Genomic DNA, 19,656 nt, shown 5'->3' on the forward strand with positions numbered 1-19,656 from the left:
TGATGCAATCGGGTGTTGCGGGCGGCGTGATGGCCGCAAACTCCCATTTCCAGGTTTACGAGGAAAGACGAACCATGCAAATCGACAATATCCGCGTAGCGCGCAAGCTGTGGGGTGCGTTCATCCTGCTGATGCTGGCCATGCTCCTGATCTCCGGGTTCCAGCAGTACCGGGCCAACAGCTCCATGTCGAGCGCGATGGACCGGGTCATCGAGATCGAAGAGCGCATTTCTGCCGCCATACGCTGGCGGGGTGCCACCGAGACCGCCGTGAACATGGTGATGGGCGGTGCCGTCACCACCGACGCGGTGCTGGCCCAGCAGTACGATGCCAAGGTCAAGGAGATCATTGGCGGCATCAACAAGATTCAAGAGGGGATCGTGGCCGGTGCCACGGCGCCCGATGAAAAAGCGGCGCTCGACAAGGTGCTGGCCGAACGCAAGCTGGTGCTGGCCGCCACTGCCAAGACCTGGGAGCTCAAGGGCGCGGGCGATGGTGTGGCCACCCAGCAGTTTGCGGACAACGAACTCACCCCCATGGTCGGGCGCTACCTCAAGGCACAGGACGAGTTTGTCGCCGTGCTGCAAAAGCGCCGCGACGAGATCCGGGCCGAGACCACGCAACGGCGCGTTGCCTATGCCATCCAGGGCCTGGTGGTGTCGGCCGTGCTGATTGTGGTGGTGCTGCTGCTGGCCTGGAAGCTGGTGCGTTCCATCACCGTTCCACTGGACGAGGCGGTGGAAACCATCGACGCCATCGCCGCTGGCGACCTCACGCGCGAGCTGCAATCCACCCGCAAGGACGAGTTCGGCCACATGCTGAGATCCCTGTCGGCCATGTCCACCCGCTTGCGCGGTGTGGTGAGCGAGGTGCGGGTGGGTGTGGATTCAGTCTCGTCGGCTTCGATCCAGATCGCCAACGGCAACCATGACCTGTCGGCCCGCACCGAGCAGACCGCCTCGAACCTGGAGGAAACGGCCGCCAGCATGGAAGAACTTACGGCCACGGTGAGCCAGTCGGCCGACACGGCGCGCCAGGCCAACCAGCTCGCGGGCACGGCGGCCCAGGCGGCGGCACGCGGCGGCGAAGTGGTGGGCCAGGTGGTCACCAGCATGCAGCAGATCACCGACAGCTCGCGCAAGATCAGCGACATCATCGGCGTGATCGATGGCATCGCCTTTCAGACCAACATCCTGGCGCTGAACGCCGCCGTGGAAGCCGCCCGAGCAGGCGAACAGGGCCGGGGCTTTGCCGTGGTGGCCAGCGAGGTGCGCAGCCTGGCCGGGCGCAGCGCCGAGGCCGCCAAGGAGATCAAGAACCTGATCAGTGCCTCGGTCGAAAACGTCGAGTCGGGCTCTGCCCAGGTCGCGCAGGCGGGCCAGACCATGGGCGAGATCGTGGCCAGCGTGCAGCGCGTGAGCGACCTCATCGGCGAAATCACGGCATCCTCCTCCGAGCAGCGCGACGGGATTGCCCAGGTCAACCAGGCCGTGACGCACCTCGACCAGATGACGCAGCAGAATGCGGCACTGGTGGAAGAGTCCACCGCCGCAGCAGCCTCGATGCGCGACCAGGCCCAGCGGCTGGCCGAAGTGGTGGCGGTGTTCAACGTGGGTGCGCTGGCAGTTCGCGCGCCGGCAGCGTCCCGCCCGGCGCCGACGGCGGCAGCACGGCCCGCGCCAGCGGCCAGGACAGCCCTGGGCAACAAACCTGCAACCGCCAAGGCGCCACAGCCCCTCAAGGCTCCCCAGGCCCCCAAGGCCCCTGTAGCGGCCCGGCTGGCGTCTTCGGCCCCCTCCCCAGCCCGCCGGCCCGCCGCTGCGCCGGCACCATCGGCCACGCCCGCCGCACCGGCACCCCGGGCTGTGGCCAAAGGCGGGGATGACGACTGGGAAAGCTTCTGAAGTTCGCCGAGCGTGGCGAAGGTTTGCTATAAAAATAATAGCTAATAGCGCTTTCCCATTCGGCGCTAGAGGCCAAAAAGCCTCAAAATTTTTTGCACCACGCCCCCAAGGCAGCCCCGGCTGCCTTTTGTTTTGTTTTTTGTGTATGACGAAAGGACCTGCCCATGCCCCTGGTCAACATCCGCCTTGCGCGCCGCGACCTGCCCACCACGGCAGCCCAGAAAGCCGCCTTGATTGCGGGCGTCACCCAGCTTATGCAGCAGGTGCTGGACAAGCGCCCTGAAACTGTCACTGTCATCATCGACGAGGTGGACCCGGAGAACTGGGGTCAGGGCGGCGAGCCGGTCACGGTGATCCGCCAGCGCAACAAGGGCCCTGCGCAGGCCTGAGTGGGGTGGGGCCTTGCCCTAGGAGTCTGTCGGACTTGGAAATCGTCGGCTGCAAATTGACCTCAGCGGTCCATTTTCCACCGTCTTTTTGCCCCATAGCTCGGCTATGGGACTGCAAATCCGGCAAAAACTGTCCTCGCTGGGGCCAATTTTCGCTTCGACGCTCCAAGTCCGACAGACTCCTAGATCTGAGCCCCCTCGACCAGAAACTGTACCTTGCGCTCGCCCTTCCACTCGTTCACATCGAGCCGGAAGGCCAGCAGCACGCGTGCGGGTAGCTGCTCGGTGTGGCCGAACCAGATGGCGTCCACCGGGTTGCCCTGGTGCATGAGCTTGATCGACAGGTGGTTCTTGGATTCGCCCACCAGGCGCTGGCTCACGATCTGCACTTCTTCGCTGAAGGTGGGGGGCGCAAAGCCCTGGCCCCAGACCTCGTGGTGCAGGGTGTCCACCATGTCGGCGCGGCAGTATTCCGGGGCCAATGGGCCGTCGGTCTCGATGCGGCGGGTGAGCGTGGCGGCGTCCAGCCACTCCTGCGCCACCTGGGCCAGAGCGCGCTCAAACACCTCGAACGCTTCTTCGGCCACCGTGCAGCCCGCCGCCATGGCATGGCCGCCAAACTTCAGCAACACGCCCGGGTGGCGCTTGGCCACCAGGTCCAGCGCATCTCGCAGATGAAAGCCGGGGATGGATCGGCCGGAGCCCTTGAGCTCGTGCTCTTTGCCCGGCGCGCTGCTGGCCGCAAAGACAAAGGTGGGGCGGTGCAGCTTGTCCTTGATGCGGCTGGCCACGATGCCCACCACGCCTTCGTGAAAGTCGGGGTCGAACACGCTGATGGCCGGGGGCGGCTCCTCGTCTTCCTGGAACAGGCTCTCCGCCATCAGCATGGCCTGGTCGCGCATGCCGCCTTCGATCTCGCGGCGCTCGCGGTTGATGCCGTCGAGCAGGCCCGCCAGCTCGGCGGCGCGGCCCGCGTCGTCGGTCAGCAGGCATTCGATGCCCAGCGTCATGTCGGCCAGGCGGCCTGCGGCGTTGATGCGGGGGCCTAAAGCGAAGCCAAAGTCGAACGTGGTGGCTACCGGTGCCTTGCGGCCGGCGGCGGTGAACAGCGCAGCCACCCCGGCGGGCATCTGGCCCGCTCGGATGCGTTTCAGGCCCTGGGCGACCAGGCGGCGGTTGTTGGCATCGAGCTTGACCACGTCGGCCACGGTGCCGAGCGCCACGAGCGTGAGCAGCGGGTCGAGCTTGGGTTGGGTGGTCGCGTCAAAAACACCGCGCGCCCGCAGCTCGGCCCGCAGCGCCAGCAGCACATAAAACATCACGCCCACGCCAGCCATGGACTTGCTCTCGAACGTGCAGCCGGGCTGGTTGGGGTTGACGATGGCGTCGGCCACAGGCAGCTCGGGGCCGGGCAGGTGGTGGTCGGTGACCACCACGGTCAGGCCCAGCGCCTTGGCCTCGGCCACGCCGTCCACGCTGGCAATGCCGTTGTCCACGGTGATGAGCACATCGGCGCCGCGCTCGGCCACGCGGCGGGCGATGGGTGCGGTGAGGCCGTAGCCGTCGGTCACGCGGTCGGGCACGAGGTAGTCCACGTGCTGCGCGCCCAGCAACCGCAGTCCGCGCACGCCCACGGCGCAGGCGGTGGCGCCGTCGCAGTCGTAGTCGGCCACGATGACGAGGCGTTTGTTTTGCGCCATCGCGTCGGCCAGCAGGCGGGCGGCGCTGTCGATGCCTTTGAGGCCTTTTTCACCGCTGGGCGGCAGCAGGCGCGCCAGGCCGTCATCCAGCTCGTCCTTGGCGCGCACGCCGCGTGCGGCGTACAGGCGGGCCAGCAGCGGGTGCACACCGGCCTGTTCCAGCGCCCAGGCGGCGCGGGGGGGAATATCTCTTGCTACTATTTTCATAGCTTATCGCACATTTCTGTAAAGCGCTGGGGCCTGAAAAGGCTTTGAAAACGCTGGGCCAGCGTGCGGGGCGCGCTGTGGAAGGCCAGCGCATTGCGCTCGCCGCACAGTGTCAGCAGCACGGGCGCGCCGCCTTCGGCTTGGCGCAGCAGGTCGGCCACCGGGCCGGCGTCCAGCGCAGTCCAGGCGGCGGCCCAGGTGCGCCAGTCCTCGTTCAACGCCGCGTCGCGCAACGTCGCCGGCACCGTCGGCGCAGTGGTGGCGGAGGGCGCAGGCGAAGGCAATAGACCCGTGCCATGCACCCAGAACGAATTGATCACCGGCAGCCCGCGCGCCGAGCGTTCGTCATTGAAGGCGTGGGTGTACAGCAGCATCTGCATCTCGCTGTGCAGGCGGTGCAGTGTGCGGGCTTGTTTCACATCCGGCATCCAGGCGCGCACGTCGCGCTGCAGCACGCGCTCCAGCGAGGCGGTGGCAAGCTGGGCAAACAGCGGGCCGCTGGCCAGCCAGCGCGTGGGCTGGTCGTAGTGCAGGGTGATGCCGTCTTCGGCAAACCAGGGCGACACGATAGCCAGCAGCGCGCGCGATGCGGCCTCGTCCAGCGAGAGGTGCTCGGGGTTGCGCAGCGTGACATGGTCGGTGCTGACCTGCCACTGGCAGGGGGTGACAAAAGCCCAGGCGTCTCCGTTGGTGGAGAGGCCTTGCTGGTGGCGGTGCCACGCGGCCCAGGGGATGCGGCCGTCTTGTGCTGGCAGGCCCAGAGCGCGCGCCAGGGCACGTTCGTGGGGGGCGGAAAAGCTGGTTTCCTCGCCACTGTCACTGTGGCCGGGGTAGGGGCGGAGCCGGGCCAAAAGCCGGTCCAGGTGGGGCAGGGCGAGTTCCTGCAGGGCTTGCTGGCATCCCGGGGAGGCGCTGGCGGCGTAGGGAATGAGCAAATGGGTGGTGTCCGACATGGGCCTATTGTCCGGGATGCCACAATCTGGCCGGCCTGTGGCGTGCATTCCGCACCCTGCAGTGCCTTCTTTCCTTATTCATGCAAATCCCTTACGAACTGGCCCTGGGCTGGCGCTACACGCGCGCGGGCCGCGCCACGCGGCGCAACGGCTTCATCTCGTTCATCTCGGGCGTGTCCATGCTGGGCATCGCACTCGGGGTGGCGGCGCTCATCATCGTGTTGTCGGTGATGAACGGCTTTCAGAAGGAAGTGCGCGACCGCATGCTCAGCGTGGTCTCGCACATCGAGATTTTTGCGCCCCAGGGCGCGGCGCTGCCCGACCCAGCGCGCACGCTGGCCGAGGCCAAGCAGAACCCCAACGTGGTGGGCGCGGCGCCGTTCGTGGCGGCGCAGGCGCTGCTGGCGCGCGGCGAGGACATGAAGGGCGCGCTGGTGCGCGGCATCGACCCGGCGCTGGAAGGCGCCGTGACGGACCTGGCCGCCACCAACGAAAAAACGCTCAACCTGCTGGTGCCCGGCGAGTTTCGCGTGGTGCTGGGCGGTGAGCTGGCCCGCGCTTTAGGCGTGCGCGCTGGCGATGTGGTCACCCTGATCGCGCCCGCAGGCCAGGTCACTCCCGCCGGGGTGGTGCCTCGGCTCAAGCAGATGACGGTGGCAGGCACCTTCGACTCGGGCCACTACGAATACGACTCGGCCCTGGTGCTGCTGCACCACGAGGACGCGCAGCGCATCTTCCGCCTCGAAGGCCCCACCGGCGTGCGCCTGAAGCTCAAGGACCTGCACCAGGCGCGCGAGGTGGCCCAGCAATTGGCGCAGTCCTTGAGCGGCCAACTGCTGATCCGCGACTGGACCCAACAAAACCGCACCTGGTTCGCTGCGGTGCAGTTGGAAAAACGCATGATGTTCATCATCCTCACGCTCATCGTGGCGGTGGCTGCGTTCAACCTGGTGTCCACGCTGGTGATGACGGTGACCGACAAGCGCGCCGACATCGCCATCCTGCGCACGCTGGGCGCCAGCCCCAAAAGCATCATGGGCATCTTTGTGGTGCAGGGCGCCATGGTGGGCGTGATCGGCACAGCCGTGGGCCTGTTGCTGGGCCTTGGCATTGCGCTCAACATCGACGTGATCGTGCCCGCCATCGAGAAAGCGCTGAACGCGAGCTTCCTGCCCAAGGACATCTACCTCATCAGCAAGATGCCCAGCGAGCCGCAAAGCAGCGACATCCTGCCCATTGGCATCATCTCGCTCGTGCTGGCCTTTGTCGCCACCCTGTACCCCAGCTGGCGCGCCAGCCGTGTGAACCCTGCCGAGGCGCTGCGTTATGAGTGATCAGAAAGTTGGAGTGGTGGTACTGGAGGCCAAGGGCCTCACCAAGCGATTCACCGAAGGCCGCCTCGACGTGACGGTGCTCAAAGGCGTGGACCTTCAGATCCATGCCGGGCAAACGCTGGCCATCGTCGGCGCGTCGGGCTCGGGCAAGAGCACGCTGCTGCACCTGCTCGGTGGGCTGGATGCGCCCACGGCAGGCACCGTGCGCCTCAAGGGCGAAGAGATGTCCTCGCTGTCGGCAGAGCGCCAGGGCCAGCTGCGCAACCAGCACCTGGGTTTTATCTACCAGTTCCACCACCTGCTGCCCGAGTTCAGCGCACTCGACAACGTGGCGATGCCGCTGCGCATTCGCCGCCTGCCGCTGGCGCAATGCCATGCCGAGGCGGAGCGGGTGCTTACCTCCGTCGGTTTGAAAGAGCGCCTGATGCACCGGCCGGCCGAGCTGTCGGGCGGCGAGCGCCAGCGCGTGGCGATTGCGCGGGCGCTGGTCACGCGGCCCGCCTGTGTGCTGGCCGACGAGCCCACGGGCAACCTCGACCGCAGCACGGCGGATGGGGTGTTTGACCTGATGCTGCAACTGGCGCGTGACCAGGGCACGGCGTTTGTGATGGTCACGCACGATGAGTCGCTGGCCGCGCGCTGCGACCGCGTGGTGCGGCTGGTGCTGGGGCGGTTAAGTTAGGCAAGCTCGGCCCCACGGCTGAGCCCAGCGTTGCGGGCCGGGGCGCGGCTTAGATACCGAGAATCTTCTTGGCTTCGGCCAGGGATTTCATCGAATCGTCGTGTTTGCCCGCCTTGTGGTGCGCTTCGCCGTCGGCGCGCAGCTGTTTGACCTTGGCGGCGTTGTCTGCCGTCAGGCTCGGGTTGGTGGCCAGCTTGGCGTCGATGGCTTTCATTTCATTGGGGCAGTTATGGGCCATGGCGGTGCCGGCGGCCGTGGCGACGAGCACAAGGGCGCAAGCCCGGATCAAAGAACGCATGGATGTCTCCTGGTTGGAACGTCGTGTTGACGAACATGCTTGCTGGTTACATCACCCTCCCATACCACCACACCGACAGCGCCGCAGCCAGCAGGGCCAGCGCTGCGCCCGCCAAGGCGAGCAGGGCGGAGATCTCGGTCTCCTTCTTTTCCACCGTCAGCCGTGAGCTGAGCGTTTCGTACACCTTCTTCAAATCCGCTGCGGTGGCCGCGTGGAAGTATTCGGCGTTGGTGCGCGTGGCCACGGCCTTCAGGGTTTCTTCGTCCAGCCGCACCCGCATGGACCAGCCTTCAAAGCCGATGGTCTCCCCCGCGACCGTACCCACGCCCACGGTGTACACCCGCACCCCCCGGTCGGCTGCCCACTTGGCGGCCTCCAGCGGGTCCACGCCGGTGGTGCGCTGGCCGTCGGTCAGCATGATGATGGCGGCCGAGGTGTAGGAGCCGGGTGCCACGGGCGTGAACGCCTTGGCCGGGTCCTGCTTGCCGATTTCGTCAATGGGCTTGGGGCGCATGGCCTGGCGCCCGCCCAGGGCCGAGATGTCGATGCCCGCGTCGGGGAACAGCGTGGCCAGCGACAGCATGATGCCGTTGCCCGTGGCCGTGCCGCGCTGCAACTGGAAGCTGTCGATGGCTTTCACCAGGTCTTCGCGACTCTGGGTGGGCAACTGGGCCAGCTGGGCGCTGCCGGCAAAGGCCACGATGCCCACGCGCACATGGCGCGGCAGCTCGGCGATAAAGGCTTTGGCGGCGTTTTGCGCAGCGGTGATGCGGTCGGGCTCCACGTCGGCGGCGCGCATGCTGCCCGAGACATCCATGGCCAGCATGATGGTCTGGTCCTGCGAGGGCAGCGTGATGACGGCGAGCGGGCGCGCGGCGGCCAGCAGCAGCGCCACCAGGGCCAGCAGGAACAGCGCGGGAGGGAGGTGGCGGCGCAGGTTCTGGCCTGGGCCCATGGCCTCGCGCACCAGCGACAGGCTCGAATAGCTCAGCGCTGTTTTCTTGCGCCGGTGCAGCAGCCACCAGTACAGCAGCACCAGCAGCGGCACGACCAGCAACAGCCAGAGCAGGGTGGGCCAGAGAAAAACCATGGTGTGTTCCTTCGGGCGGGGGTGCGGTTCGTTCAGGCGGCGTGCTGTGCCGGGTCTGCCGCACGGGAGGTAGAGGCTCGGGACGTGCGCACCCGGCGCTGGCGCAGGTCCATGAAACGCAGCAGGGCGTCGACCAGGTCGTCGTCGGTGCACAGCTCCAGCGTGTCGGCGCCCGCGCGGGTCAGCCCTTCGCGCAGCGCCGCCTCGCGCTCGGCCGCCAGGTGGGCAAAGCGGCGGCGAAAGCCCGCGTCGTGGGTGTCCACCTGCAGTTGTTCGCCGCTTTCGGCATCGCGCAGCGTGATGAGGCCCACATCGGGCAGTTCCAGCTCCAGCGGGTCGAGCAGGCGCACTGCGACCACGTCGTGCCGCTGCGCGAGTTGGGCCAGGGGCTTTTCCCAACCGGGTGCACTGATGAAGTCGGACACCACGAAGACGGTGGAGCGGCGGCGCAGGTTGGCCAAGCCTGTTTGCAACAAACGATGCAGTTCTGTGGCGCCTCCGCCGGGTTTTGATGTGCCGGTGGTAGGGGCGGGCGGCGTCAACAGCCGGTGCACCAGATGCAGCACATGGGCGCGGCTGTTGCGAGGTGGTAACACCGCATCCACGGCGCGGGCGGGTGCATTGCCTGCGCCGTAGAGCATGGCGCCCACGCGGTTGCCGTGGCGTGTCAGCAGCCGCGACAACACGGCGACAAAGCCGGTCAGGATGTCGCGCTTGGCGTTGCCCTGCGGGCCGAAATTGATGGACGGGCTCAGGTCGAGCAGAAACCACGCGGTCATCTCGCGGTCTTCGGTGAACACGCGCACATGGGGCGTGTTCAGGCGCGCGGTCACGTTCCAGTCGATGTGGCGCACGTCGTCATGCGGCTGGTATTCGCGCAGGTCGGCCAGGTCCAGGCCGCTGCCGCGCATCAGCGTGCGGTAGTCGCCCTGCAGCAGGCCGTCCAGGCGGCGGATCACCTTCCACTCCAGCTCGCGCAGCAGCCGGTCCGCCTGCCCGGGCAGTGTGGGCAGGGTGTGGACCGTGGCGGAGGTTTCAGGCGGCTTGCTGTTCATGGCGGGGGCTCAAGCGGCTTTTTGCTCGTGGTGCAAAGGGCGCGCGGGCGCCGGTATCTTGGCCATGATGCGCTTGACGAGGGCATCGGCATCCAGCCCTTCGGACAGCGCCTCGTACGACAGGGCGATGCGGTGGCGCAGCACGTCGGCCGCCAGGTCGGTCATGTCCTCGGGCAGCACATAGTTGCGCCCGCGCAGCATGGCCAGGGCCTGGGCGCCCTCGGCCAGGGCAATGGTGGCGCGCGGGCTGGCGCCGCAGCTGATGTAGCCCGCCAGGTCCTTGAGGCCATGCCGCGTGGGCTCGCGGGTGGCGGCCACCAGTTTCACGGCATATTGCAGCATCGACGGGTCCACATACACGGTGCGGCACTCGGCCTGCAGCGCCGCCAGCTGCGCCGTGGTGGCCACGGGCAGCACCTGCACGGGCAGGTCGAGTGCACGCTGGGCGATCACGAATTCTTCTTCCTCGGATGGGTAGCCCAGCAGCACCTTCATCATGAAGCGGTCCACCTGGGCTTCGGGCAGTGCGTAGGTGCCTTCGGTCTCGATGGGGTTTTGCGTGGCCATCACCAGGAAGGGCTCGGGCACCTTGTGGGTCTCGCCCGCAATCGTCACCTGGCGTTCCTGCATCACCTCCAGCAGGGCGCTTTGCACCTTGGCGGGCGCGCGGTTGATTTCGTCGGCCAGCAGCAGGTGGGTGAAGACGGGGCCCAGCGTGGTGCTGAACTCGCCGGTCTTCTGGTTGTACATGCGCGTGCCCACCAGATCGGCGGGCACCAGGTCGGGCGTGAACTGGATGCGCTTGAAGCTGCCCTGAATGGTGCAGGCCAACGTCTTCACCGTGAGCGTCTTGGCCAGGCCGGGCACGCCTTCGACCAGCAGGTGGCCCTGGGCGAGCATGGCGACCATGACGCGTTCCAGAAAACGGTCCTGGCCCACCACCACGCGTTTGACTTCGTAGAGCACCTGTTCCATCAGTGTCGCGGTGTTCGTTGTGGATTCCATGGGTTTCCTTCCTTGTCAGTGATCAACGACGTGCAAACTGTTCCAAGCTCACGCGGCGGGCGCGGCCAAGGCGGGGGACACCGAGCAAGGGCCGCCGCGATGTGCAGATGTCGCCTCCGCTCCGTGTGAGGGTTTCGTCCCTCTTGAGGGGGAAGGCGCGAAGCGACTCAGAGGGTGTTTCATACTAAAACGGCGGCATGCCCACGGCCGACGCCGCGTTCTCGATGGGCACCGCAAAGCCGATACCGATGAAGGTGCGGGCTGAAGTGGGGTTCAGGATGGCGGTGACGATGCCTACCACCTCGCCATCGAGCGTGACCAGCGGCCCACCAGAGTTGCCTGGGTTGGCTGCAGCATCGAACTGGATGAGATTGCTGAGCTGGCGCTTGCCTTCGGGCGAGGTGAATTCGCGCTTGAGGCCCGAGATCACGCCCGCTGAGGCCGACGGTCCGATGCCAAACGGGAAGCCCACGGCCACCACGTGGTCGCCGGGGCGCAGGTCCTGGGTGGAGCGCAGCGGGGCTGCGAACAGATCGTCGGGCACCTTGTGGGCCTGCAGCACGGCCAGGTCGTTCTCGGGCTGGGCACCCGTGATGCTGGCGGTGGTTTCCAGGCCGTCGTGGAAGGTGATGGCAATGCGGTCCGCGCCCGCCACCACGTGCAGGTTGGTCAGGATGACGCCTTTATCCACAATCACCACGCCCGTGCCGATGCCACGTTCCACCTCTTCCTTGCCGTTCTTGCTGCGGCTGTAGCCCACCACGCGCACGATGGAGGGCGAAATCGCTTCCACCGCACGGGCGGCGGCGGAGGGCGGGGTGGTGGTCTCCAGCGTGCGCAGCACGGCGGCGTCAATGTCTTCCTGGGTGATCCGGTGGGCAGCGGGGCGCTGGTGCAGCCACAGGCTGTAGAGCAGCAGCGTGGCCAGCAGAGCGATCAGTGCCCACAGGGCGTGCAGATGGCGCCGCGAAAGGTTTGCACTGGCCGCTTGGGTGGTGGGCGGGTTGGGCAGGGTGGCGTCCATGCCGGCCGCTGGTTGTGCGGTGGGCGCAGGCGCCTGTTCAACCGGCTCCGGCGGGGAGCGGTGGGTGTGGCGGGAGCTGCTGTAGAGGGCGGGCCGGGGCATCCTGTCACCTTTTCTACGGAAGACGCCGCGAGACGGCGCACGGTTTTCACGTTAGCACGGATCGCCGCAGAGTGCACTGGCAAGGTTTCAGGACTGAGGGCCTGATGGGGCATCATCGCCCTATGACTGTCTGGATCGATACACATTGCCACCTGGATGCGCCGGAGTTTGACCCTGACCGCGATGCCGTGCGCGCCGAGGCGCAGGCCCAGGGCGTGGCCCACTGTGTGATTCCGGCGGTGGAGCGCAGCAACTGGGCCACGGTGCGGGCGTTGGCCCACCGGCACGGCGACAGCTATGCGCTGGGCATTCACCCCCTCTACACAGGGCGCGCGCACGACGCGGATCTGGAGCTGCTGGCGCAGGAGCTGGAGCAGCACCGGGCAGACCCGCGCCTGGTGGCTATCGGAGAGATTGGCCTGGATTTTTTTGTGCCCGGCCTGGACGCTGCCCGGCAAGAGCGGTTCTACCGCGTGCAACTGCAGCTCGCACGGCGGTTCGATCTGCCGGTGATCCTGCATGTGCGCCGCTCATCCGACCGGCTGCTCAAGGGCCTGCGAGAGCTGCCGGTCCAAGGCGGCATCGCCCATGCCTTCAATGGCAGCCTGCAACAGGCGCAGGCGTTCATCGCCCTGGGTTTCAAGCTGGGGTTTGGCGGTGCGATGACCTACGACCGGGCGCTGCAGCTGCGCCGCCTGGCGGCGGAACTGCCCGCAGAGGCCCTGGTGGTGGAGACCGATGCTCCTGACATTCCTCCCCATTGGTTGTATGCCACCGCCGCCCAGCGCGCTGAAGGCCTGGCCCAAGGGCGCAATGCACCCGGCGAGCTCCCGCGCATTGCCAGCGCATTGGCAGAGGTGCGTGGCCAGCCGCGGGAGGTTTTGGCGGGCATCACCTGCGCCAATGCGCTGGGGGCACTGCCCCGGTTGCAAGCGCTGGTCTCGTTTTGAGAACCTGTTCACGATCTCCCGCGATATCGTGAACAGGTTCTGATCCATCAATTGGTAGGTTTTTAGGAGGCCAGCGCTTTGTGGTAAAGGGTTTACAGCTATCGTTTTTTTTGAGGCTCTCACGGGGTTGCTGATGGGTTTCGGTTCAGAATCGGCGGATGCCCGACGCCGCGCTGACGCAGCCCCCACCTATCCCTGATGCCCCGGCGCCAGCCCCACCGGTGCGCCTGGAGGGGCTGCCGCCGGTGGTGTCCGCGGGCACGGTGGTGCTGGTCCTCGGAAGTTTTCCGGGGGCGGCCTCCTTGCGGCTGCGCCAGTATTACGCGCACCCACAGAACCATTTCTGGAAGATCTTGCAAGCGCTGTGGCCCCAGCACCCCTTGCCGCCTGCGGGAGATGGCGGGTATGCCGCACGCTGCGACTGGCTGCTGGCACGGGGGCTCGGCCTGTGGGATGTGTATGAAAGCTGCGAGCGGGAAGGCAGCCTGGACACCAGCATCCGCAATGCGCGGGTCAACGACTTTGCGCGATTGCAGGTGGCGTGTCCGCAGCTTGCCGCCGTCGCCCACAATGGTGGCGAGAGCTTCAAGCACGCCCCGGCGGTGCTGAACAGCTTTCTCCACCCCCGCTCCATCGCTTCGCACCGCCTGCCCTCGACCAGTCCGGCCAACGCCTCCTGGAGTTTTGAACGCAAATTGGCCGCCTGGGCGGCGCTGATGTCGGCCCACCGCCTGCTTTGACTGTTGTGAATGACCCGCAAAAAAGAAAAACTGCAAGAACTGCCTGAAGTCAGCGTCTCGGACGACAGCGAAGTCCGCCATCTGCACCTGGGTACACCCTGGATCCAGGGCTCCATGCGCATAGCCGAGCCTTTTGTGCTGGAGCTGGAGTATGTACAGCGCATGATGGCGTGGCTTCTGTTTGCCGACCCGGCGCTGGTGTCCAAGGGCCACGCCATGCAGCTGGGGCTGGGGGCAGGGGCCATCACCAAGTTCTGCCACAAGAAGCTGCGCATCTGCACGACAGCCATCGAACTCAACCCCCAGGTGCTGGCAGTGTGTCGGCAGTGGTTCAAACTGCCGCCCGACGGCCCCAAGCTGCGCGTGGTGCTGGCCGATGCGGCGAAAGAGATCCAGAACCCCATGTGGCAGGGCACCGTGGACGCGCTGGCCGTGGATCTGTACGACCACGAGGCAGCAGCCCCCGTGCTGGACAGCCCGGATTTTTACGCCGACTGCCGGGGCCTGCTGACCGAAACGGGCTGCATGACGGTCAACCTGTTCGGCCGAGCATCGAGTTTTGACCGCAGCCTGCAGAGCATGGCGGCGGCCTTTGGGGACAAGGCACTCTGGGCCTTCAAACCCACCCGGGAGGGCAACACGGTGGTGCTTGCCCAGAAAACACCCACGCGCCCCAAGCGCGCGGAATTGGCAGAACGCGCCGAAGCCATCCAGGCGCGCTGGGATCTGCCCACGACCAAGTGGCTGCGGGCGTTCAAGCCCGTGGTGGCCTGAGAGGCCATCCGCCGCACTGCATGGCCCCAATCTGGAAAGGTTCTTGATGAAAACATCCTTGGTTTCCCCGGACAACAAGACAACCCGGCCCTACGTCGGCCCGGTGGACTGGCGGCGCATGGTGCAGTGGCTCAGCGATGACGAGGTCATCGCCCCCGAAGAGGCGCAACGCACCATCGCCCGCTGTTCACAGGCCGAGAGCTCCCAGCACGCGCTGGTGCGCCTGGCCAACGTGGCGATGGAGCGTGCCAGCGATGGCAAGCCGCTGGACATCGAGGCATTGTCTGAATACCTGGCCAAGCGGGCGGGCCTGCCTTATTTGCGCATTGATCCACTCAAGGTGGACGTGGGGCGCGTAGCCGAAACCATGAGCGCCACCTATGCAGAGCGCCACAAGGTGCTGCCCGTGCAGGTGACCACGAAGGAGGTGGTGGTGGCGACGGCCGAGCCGTTCATCGACGATTGGGTGGCCGAGGTGGAGCGACAGTCCCGTCGCACGGTCCGCCGGGTGGTGGCAAGCCCCCTGGACATTCACCGGTTTACCGCCGAGTTTTTTGCCCTGGCCAAGTCGGTGCGCGCCGCACAGAAGGCGGGTGGCAATTCCGGGGGCAGCAGCTTCGAGCAACTGGTGGAACTGGGCAAGAGCAACAAGCAGCTCGACGCCAACGACCAGGGCGTGGTCAAGGTGGTGGACTGGCTCTGGCAGTACGCCTTCGACCAGCGTGCCAGCGACATCCACCTGGAGCCACGGCGCGACCAGGGCGTGATCCGCTTTCGCATTGACGGGGTGTTGCACCCGGTCTACCAGATGCCCATGGGTGTGCACAACGCCATGGTCTCGCGCATCAAGCTCCTGGGTCGCATCGACGTGGTGGAAAAGCGCCGTCCGCAGGATGGCCGCATCAAGACGCGCAACCAGCGCGGGGACGAAGTGGAAATGCGCCTCTCCACCTTGCCCACGGCGTTTGGCGAGAAGATGGTCATGCGGATCTTCGACCCGGACAACGCCGTCAAGGATCTCGACGCCCTGGGCTTTGCCCAGCACGATGCAGAGCGCTGGGAAGGTTTGGTCAAGCGCCCGCACGGCATCATTTTGGTGACGGGGCCCACCGGCTCGGGCAAGACCACCACGCTGTATTCCACCTTGAAGCGGGTGGCGACCGAAGAGGTCAACGTGAGCACGGTGGAAGACCCGATCGAAATGATCGAGCCCAGCTTCAACCAGACCCAGGTGCAGCCCCAGCTCGATTTCAATTTCGCTGAAGGCCTGCGTGCCCTCATGCGCCAGGACCCCGACATCATCATGGTGGGCGAAATCCGCGATCTGGAGACGGCCGAGATGGCCATCCAGGCTGCACTGACCGGGCATCTGGTGTTCTCCACGCTTCACACCAACGACGCACCGTCCGCCATCACCCGCATGATGGAGCTGGGAGTCCCGCCTTATCTGCTCAATGCCACGCTGCTTGGGGTGCTGGCCCAGCGGCTGGTGCGTACGCTGTGCAAGCAATGCAAACAAAAGGACGACACGGCGGAGCGCGAGACGCTGATGGCCGTGGTCAAGCCCTGGAAACTCAGTGGCGGCTACCACCCGTACAAGCCCGTAGGTTGCGTGGATTGCCGCATGGGGGGCTACCGTGGGCGCATGGGCCTGTATGAGCTGCTGACCGTCACCGAGGCACTCAAGGAGAAAATCAACCAGGCGCCCTCGATCGACCAGCTGCGCCGGCAGGCCGTGCAGGATGGCATGCGGCCCCTGCGCCTGGCGGGCGCGCTGCGGGTGGCAGAGGGGCTGACCACCCTGGATGAGGTGATTTCCGCCACACCCCCCCTGGAATAGGGACGGCGGTCGTCTCCTTGGATCTGCTCCAGCCGGGAACCGGGGCAAGCGTTACCGGATGTAGGTGGAATCCACATCCGCACGGCCCCTGGTTGCCCGCACAATCGCGCAGTCGAGATTCCGCCAAGGAGACAATTCGTGAAAATCAAAAGTCAAAAAGACTTCTTTGCCGGCCTCATGTTCATGGGGGTTGGTGTAGCGTTTGCGTGGGGTGCCACCACGTACAACGTCGGCAACGGTGCCCGCATGGGCCCGGGCTACTTTCCCCTCTTGCTGGGTATCTTGCTGGCCATCATCGGCAGCGCGATCACCTTCAAGGCCACCACGGTCGAGACCCAGGATGGCGACAAGATTGGAAAGTGGGCCTGGAAGCCGCTGTTCTTCATCCTGGCCGCCAACTTCGCGTTCGGCATCCTGCTCGGCGGCCTGCCCAGCCTGGGCATTCCGGCGATGGGCCTCATCGTAGGCATCTATGCACTGACCTTCATTTCCAGCCTGGCTGGAAACGAGTTCAATGCAAAGGCCGTATTCGTGCTGGCCACGGTGCTTGCCATTGGCAGCTACGTGGCATTCGTCTGGGCGCTCAAGCTGCAGTTCCCTGTGTGGCCGAGTTTCATCACGGGTTAAGCAGGAGCACCGACCATGGATCTTATTAACAACCTATCGCTGGGTTTTGGTGTCGCGTTCACCTTCCAGAACCTGATTTACTGTTTTGTCGGCTGCCTGCTGGGGACGCTGATTGGCGTGCTTCCTGGCATTGGCCCCGTGGCGACCATCGCCATGCTGCTGCCTGCCACCTACGCGCTGCCTCCCGTGGCTGCGCTGATCATGCTGGCCGGCATCTATTACGGCGCGCAATACGGCGGCTCCACCACCGCCATTCTGGTCAACCTGCCGGGCGAATCGTCCTCGGTGGTGACCGTGATCGACGGCTACCAGATGGCGCGAAAAGGCCGAGCGGGGCCGGCGCTGGCGGCGGCGGGCCTCGGTTCGTTCTTCGCCGGTTGTGTGGGTACGCTGATCCTGGCGGCCTTCGCACCTCCGCTGACCGAAGTGGCCTTCAAGTTCGGCCCTGCCGAATACTTCTCGCTGATGGTGCTGGGCCTGATCGGTGCCGTGGTGCTGGCCTCGGGTTCGCTGCTCAAGGCCGTGGCCATGATCGTGCTGGGGCTGCTGATGGGCCTGGTGGGGACCGACGTGAATTCGGGTGTGGCCCGCTTCAGCTTCGACATCCCTGAACTGACCGACGGTATCGGCTTTGTGACCATCGCCATGGGCGTGTTCGGTTACGGCGAAATCATTGCCAACCTCTCGCGTCCCGATGATGAGCGCGAAGTGTTCACTGCCAAGGTGGAGGGCCTGTTCCCGACCAAGGAAGACTTCAAGCGCATGATCCCGGCGGTGCTGCGTGGCACGGCACTGGGTGCGGCGCTGGGCATCTTGCCTGGTGGCGGCGCGCTGCTGGCAGCGTTTGCGGCCTACACGGTCGAGAAGAAGACCAAGCTCAAGCCCGGTGAAGTGCCCTTCGGCCAAGGCAACATCCGTGGTGTGGCGGCTCCCGAGTCGGCCAACAATGCAGGTTCGCAGACGTCCTTCATCCCGCTGCTGACGCTGGGCATTCCCCCCAACGCCGTGATGGCGCTGATGGTGGGTGCGATGACCATCCACAACATCCAGCCTGGCCCCCAGGTGATGACGAGCAACCCCGAGCTGTTCTGGGGCCTGATCGCCTCGATGTGGATCGGCAACGCCATGCTGATCATCCTGAACCTGCCGTTGATCGGCATCTGGATCAAGCTGCTCACCGTGCCTTACCGCTGGCTGTACCCTTCCATCGTGCTCTTTTGTGCGGTGGGAGTGTATTCCACCAACAACAATACGTTCGACATCTGGATGGTGGGTGCGTTCGGCCTGATCGGCTACATCTTCTACAAGCTGGGTACGGAACCTGCACCTTTGCTGCTCGGTTTCATCCTGGGCCCGATGATGGAAGAGAACCTGCGCCGCGCGCTGCTGCTGTCGCGTGGTGACTGGAGCGTGTTTGTGACGCGTCCGCTGTCGGCGGGCCTGCTGGCGGCCGCTGCACTGCTGCTCGTCATCGTGCTGCTGCCTTCGGTGAAGAGCAAGCGCGAGGAAGCGTTCGTCGAAGACTGACGGCGCCTCTTTTCCATCCGACTCCAGAACAGCGGCACCTTCGGGTGCCGTTGTTTTTTGGAGATCCTGATCGGCGGAACACCTTGGGTGCCAGTACACAATGGCGGGCAAGAGGCCCGCATGTCCACTCCATTCCATTTGCCGCAGCATCCCCACCGGGCGATGTTGCACAACGAAATCCACGCCCGTCCGCCCGAGGCCATGACGGCTCCCCTGGCCATTGCACACATCGTGATGCTGGCCGATGCCGCAGGGCGCGAAGCGAGCCGGGCCCATGTGGCGGCCCTTTTGCGTGATCACCACTTGGCGTTGCCCGATGCGAGCACCACCCACCTGCGCATGGACCTCGGGGCCTACCGCATGCGGTGGGAGCTGCATACCGAGTTTGTGTCCTGGACCTTCATGGTGCCCATGGCGGCGGATGCCTTTGGCGAGCGGGAGCCTGCAAGCGCCGCGGACGCCGTGCCCCGCGAGTGGCTGGCGGCGTTGCCCGGACATTGCCTGTGCAGCCTGAACCTTTGGGTGCTGCCCACGCACACCTTTGGCTCGGGTTCGCTGGTCAAGCATGTGCTGCATGAGGACACACTGGTGGCCTCCACGGTGGCCGATGGGCATGGCGAGGTCTACACCGACTTTGCGATCCACGCCGATGGGTTCTCGCGCATGGTGCTGCTGGCGGGCGGCATGACGCAGCGCCGCCTGGGTCGCCTGGTGCAGCGTCTGCTCGAAATCGAGACCTACCGCATGGCAGCGTTGCTGGGTTTGCCCGCCGCGCGCGAGGCGGCCAGTGTGCTGGCCTTTGCCGAACGCGAACTGGCAGAGCTGGCTGACGCCATCCGCACCGCCAACCGCGATGCCGAGCCTGCACTGCTGGACCGCCTGACCCGCCTGGCCGGGCAGGTGGAGAGCCAGTATGCGGCCACCCATTCGCGCTTCTCGGCCAGCAGTGCCTACTTCGAGCTGCTGGACCGCCGCATCCAGGACATTGCCGAGTCGCGCCTGGCCGGCATGCAGACAATCCGGGAGTTCATGGATCGGCGCCTCACGCCCGCACGCAGCACCTGCGAATGGGCGGCGCGGCGCCAGGATGCGCTCTCGCAACGTGTCTCGCGCATGAGCAACCTGCTGCGCACCCGGGTCGAGATTGAGCAGCAGCAAAGCAGTCAGGCACTGCTGACCACCATGAACCACCGGCAGGATTTGCAGCTGCAGATGCAGTCCACGGTGGAAGGGCTGTCGGTCGCGGCCATCACGTACTACATCGTGGGCCTGGTGAGCTACCTGGCAAAAGGCGCACAGAAGCTCGGTTGGCCCCTATCGCCCGAGACCACTGCGGCCATCGCGATTCCGGTGGTGGCGGTGGCCGTGTGGTGGTCGCTGAGGCGATTGCACCACCGGGTCTTCCGGAAGCACGGCTAGAAGAGAAGGCCACAAAAAGGGCCGCTAAAGACCCTT

General features: G+C 65.9%; 18 protein-coding genes. 11 read left to right on the forward strand and 7 right to left on the reverse strand.

Annotated features, from left to right (window positions below; genetic code table 11):
* Positions 1-74 precede the first annotated feature (74 nt).
* Together ASE52_RS12720 and ASE52_RS12725 are read left to right on the forward strand one after the other, a co-directional pair.
* Positions 75-1,904, forward strand: coding sequence for a methyl-accepting chemotaxis protein (locus ASE52_RS12720; protein ID WP_057226545.1), 1,830 nt, complete (start codon positions 75-77; stop codon positions 1,902-1,904).
* A 164-nt stretch (positions 1,905-2,068) separates the two neighbouring features.
* On the forward strand, positions 2,069-2,293 hold the full coding sequence (locus ASE52_RS12725) for a 4-oxalocrotonate tautomerase family protein (protein ID WP_057226547.1): 225 nt from the start codon (positions 2,069-2,071) through the stop codon (positions 2,291-2,293).
* Between the two features lie 182 nt (positions 2,294-2,475).
* On the opposite strand, the gene recJ is transcribed toward ASE52_RS12725, so the two are convergent.
* Positions 2,476-4,200 (reverse strand): single-stranded-DNA-specific exonuclease RecJ, encoded by a 1,725-nt coding sequence (recJ, locus tag ASE52_RS12730; RefSeq protein ID WP_057226550.1) that lies wholly within the window; start codon positions 4,198-4,200, stop codon positions 2,476-2,478.
* The gene (locus ASE52_RS12735; RefSeq protein ID WP_057226552.1) at positions 4,197-5,153 is read right to left on the reverse strand and encodes a hypothetical protein; all 957 of its coding nucleotides are present in this window, start codon (positions 5,151-5,153) and stop codon (positions 4,197-4,199) included. The genes recJ and ASE52_RS12735 overlap by 4 nt, the downstream gene beginning before the upstream one ends.
* 80 nt (positions 5,154-5,233) lie before the next feature.
* Between ASE52_RS12735 and ASE52_RS12740 the strand changes: the two genes are divergently transcribed.
* Both ASE52_RS12740 and lolD read left to right on the forward strand, forming a co-directional pair.
* Positions 5,234-6,487, forward strand: coding sequence for a lipoprotein-releasing ABC transporter permease subunit (locus ASE52_RS12740; protein ID WP_057226554.1), 1,254 nt, complete (start codon positions 5,234-5,236; stop codon positions 6,485-6,487).
* Complete coding sequence (lolD, locus tag ASE52_RS12745) at positions 6,480-7,169, forward strand: lipoprotein-releasing ABC transporter ATP-binding protein LolD (RefSeq protein WP_057226556.1); 690 nt, start codon at positions 6,480-6,482, stop codon at positions 7,167-7,169. Before ASE52_RS12740 ends, lolD begins: the two co-directional genes overlap by 8 nt.
* 49 nt (positions 7,170-7,218) lie before the next feature.
* On the opposite strand, the gene ASE52_RS12750 is transcribed toward lolD, so the two are convergent.
* The 5 genes from ASE52_RS12750 to ASE52_RS12770 all read right to left on the reverse strand — a co-directional run bounded on the left by ASE52_RS12750 (position 7,219) and on the right by ASE52_RS12770 (position 11,743).
* Positions 7,219-7,467, reverse strand: a complete 249-nt coding sequence (locus ASE52_RS12750) for a hypothetical protein (RefSeq protein WP_010463393.1) — start codon at positions 7,465-7,467, stop codon at positions 7,219-7,221.
* 46 nt (positions 7,468-7,513) lie between these two features.
* Positions 7,514-8,557, reverse strand: a complete 1,044-nt coding sequence (locus ASE52_RS12755) for a VWA domain-containing protein (RefSeq protein ID WP_057226559.1) — start codon at positions 8,555-8,557, stop codon at positions 7,514-7,516.
* 32 nt (positions 8,558-8,589) lie between these two features.
* Positions 8,590-9,612, reverse strand: coding sequence for a DUF58 domain-containing protein (locus ASE52_RS12760; protein ID WP_082606857.1), 1,023 nt, complete (start codon positions 9,610-9,612; stop codon positions 8,590-8,592).
* A gap of 9 nt (positions 9,613-9,621) precedes the next feature.
* Positions 9,622-10,617, reverse strand: coding sequence for a MoxR family ATPase (locus ASE52_RS12765; protein WP_057226561.1), 996 nt, complete (start codon positions 10,615-10,617; stop codon positions 9,622-9,624).
* A gap of 184 nt (positions 10,618-10,801) precedes the next feature.
* Entirely contained in the window at positions 10,802-11,743 is a 942-nt protein-coding gene (locus ASE52_RS12770; RefSeq protein WP_057226563.1) for a trypsin-like peptidase domain-containing protein, read from the reverse strand.
* Between the two features lie 122 nt (positions 11,744-11,865).
* Between ASE52_RS12770 and ASE52_RS12775 the strand changes: the two genes are divergently transcribed.
* The 7 genes from ASE52_RS12775 to ASE52_RS12805 all read left to right on the forward strand — a co-directional run bounded on the left by ASE52_RS12775 (position 11,866) and on the right by ASE52_RS12805 (position 19,620).
* On the forward strand, positions 11,866-12,693 hold the full coding sequence (locus ASE52_RS12775) for a TatD family hydrolase (protein ID WP_057226564.1): 828 nt from the start codon (positions 11,866-11,868) through the stop codon (positions 12,691-12,693).
* A 158-nt stretch (positions 12,694-12,851) separates the two neighbouring features.
* Positions 12,852-13,433 (forward strand): DNA-deoxyinosine glycosylase, encoded by a 582-nt coding sequence (locus ASE52_RS12780; protein WP_010463404.1) that lies wholly within the window; start codon positions 12,852-12,854, stop codon positions 13,431-13,433.
* A 9-nt stretch (positions 13,434-13,442) separates the two neighbouring features.
* On the forward strand, positions 13,443-14,207 hold the full coding sequence (locus ASE52_RS12785; RefSeq protein WP_057226566.1) for a hypothetical protein: 765 nt from the start codon (positions 13,443-13,445) through the stop codon (positions 14,205-14,207).
* Positions 14,208-14,253: 46 nt separating this feature from the next.
* The gene (locus ASE52_RS12790) at positions 14,254-16,047 is read left to right on the forward strand and encodes a GspE/PulE family protein (RefSeq protein ID WP_010463408.1); all 1,794 of its coding nucleotides are present in this window, start codon (positions 14,254-14,256) and stop codon (positions 16,045-16,047) included.
* Between the two features lie 138 nt (positions 16,048-16,185).
* Positions 16,186-16,674: a tripartite tricarboxylate transporter TctB family protein gene (locus ASE52_RS12795; protein ID WP_010463410.1), complete on the forward strand. Its 489-nt coding sequence runs from the start codon at positions 16,186-16,188 to the stop codon at positions 16,672-16,674.
* A 15-nt stretch (positions 16,675-16,689) separates the two neighbouring features.
* A complete protein-coding gene (locus ASE52_RS12800) occupies positions 16,690-18,201 on the forward strand; it encodes a tripartite tricarboxylate transporter permease (RefSeq protein ID WP_010463412.1) in 1,512 nt (503 codons plus the stop codon).
* A 120-nt stretch (positions 18,202-18,321) separates the two neighbouring features.
* The gene (locus ASE52_RS12805) at positions 18,322-19,620 is read left to right on the forward strand and encodes a DUF3422 domain-containing protein (protein WP_057226568.1); all 1,299 of its coding nucleotides are present in this window, start codon (positions 18,322-18,324) and stop codon (positions 19,618-19,620) included.
* The last annotated feature ends 36 nt before the right edge of the window (positions 19,621-19,656 follow it).

Origin of the sequence: Acidovorax sp. Root275 (assembly GCF_001428965.1) — a bacterium.
Taxonomy (GTDB): Bacteria; Pseudomonadota; Gammaproteobacteria; order Burkholderiales; family Burkholderiaceae_C; genus Acidovorax; species Acidovorax radicis.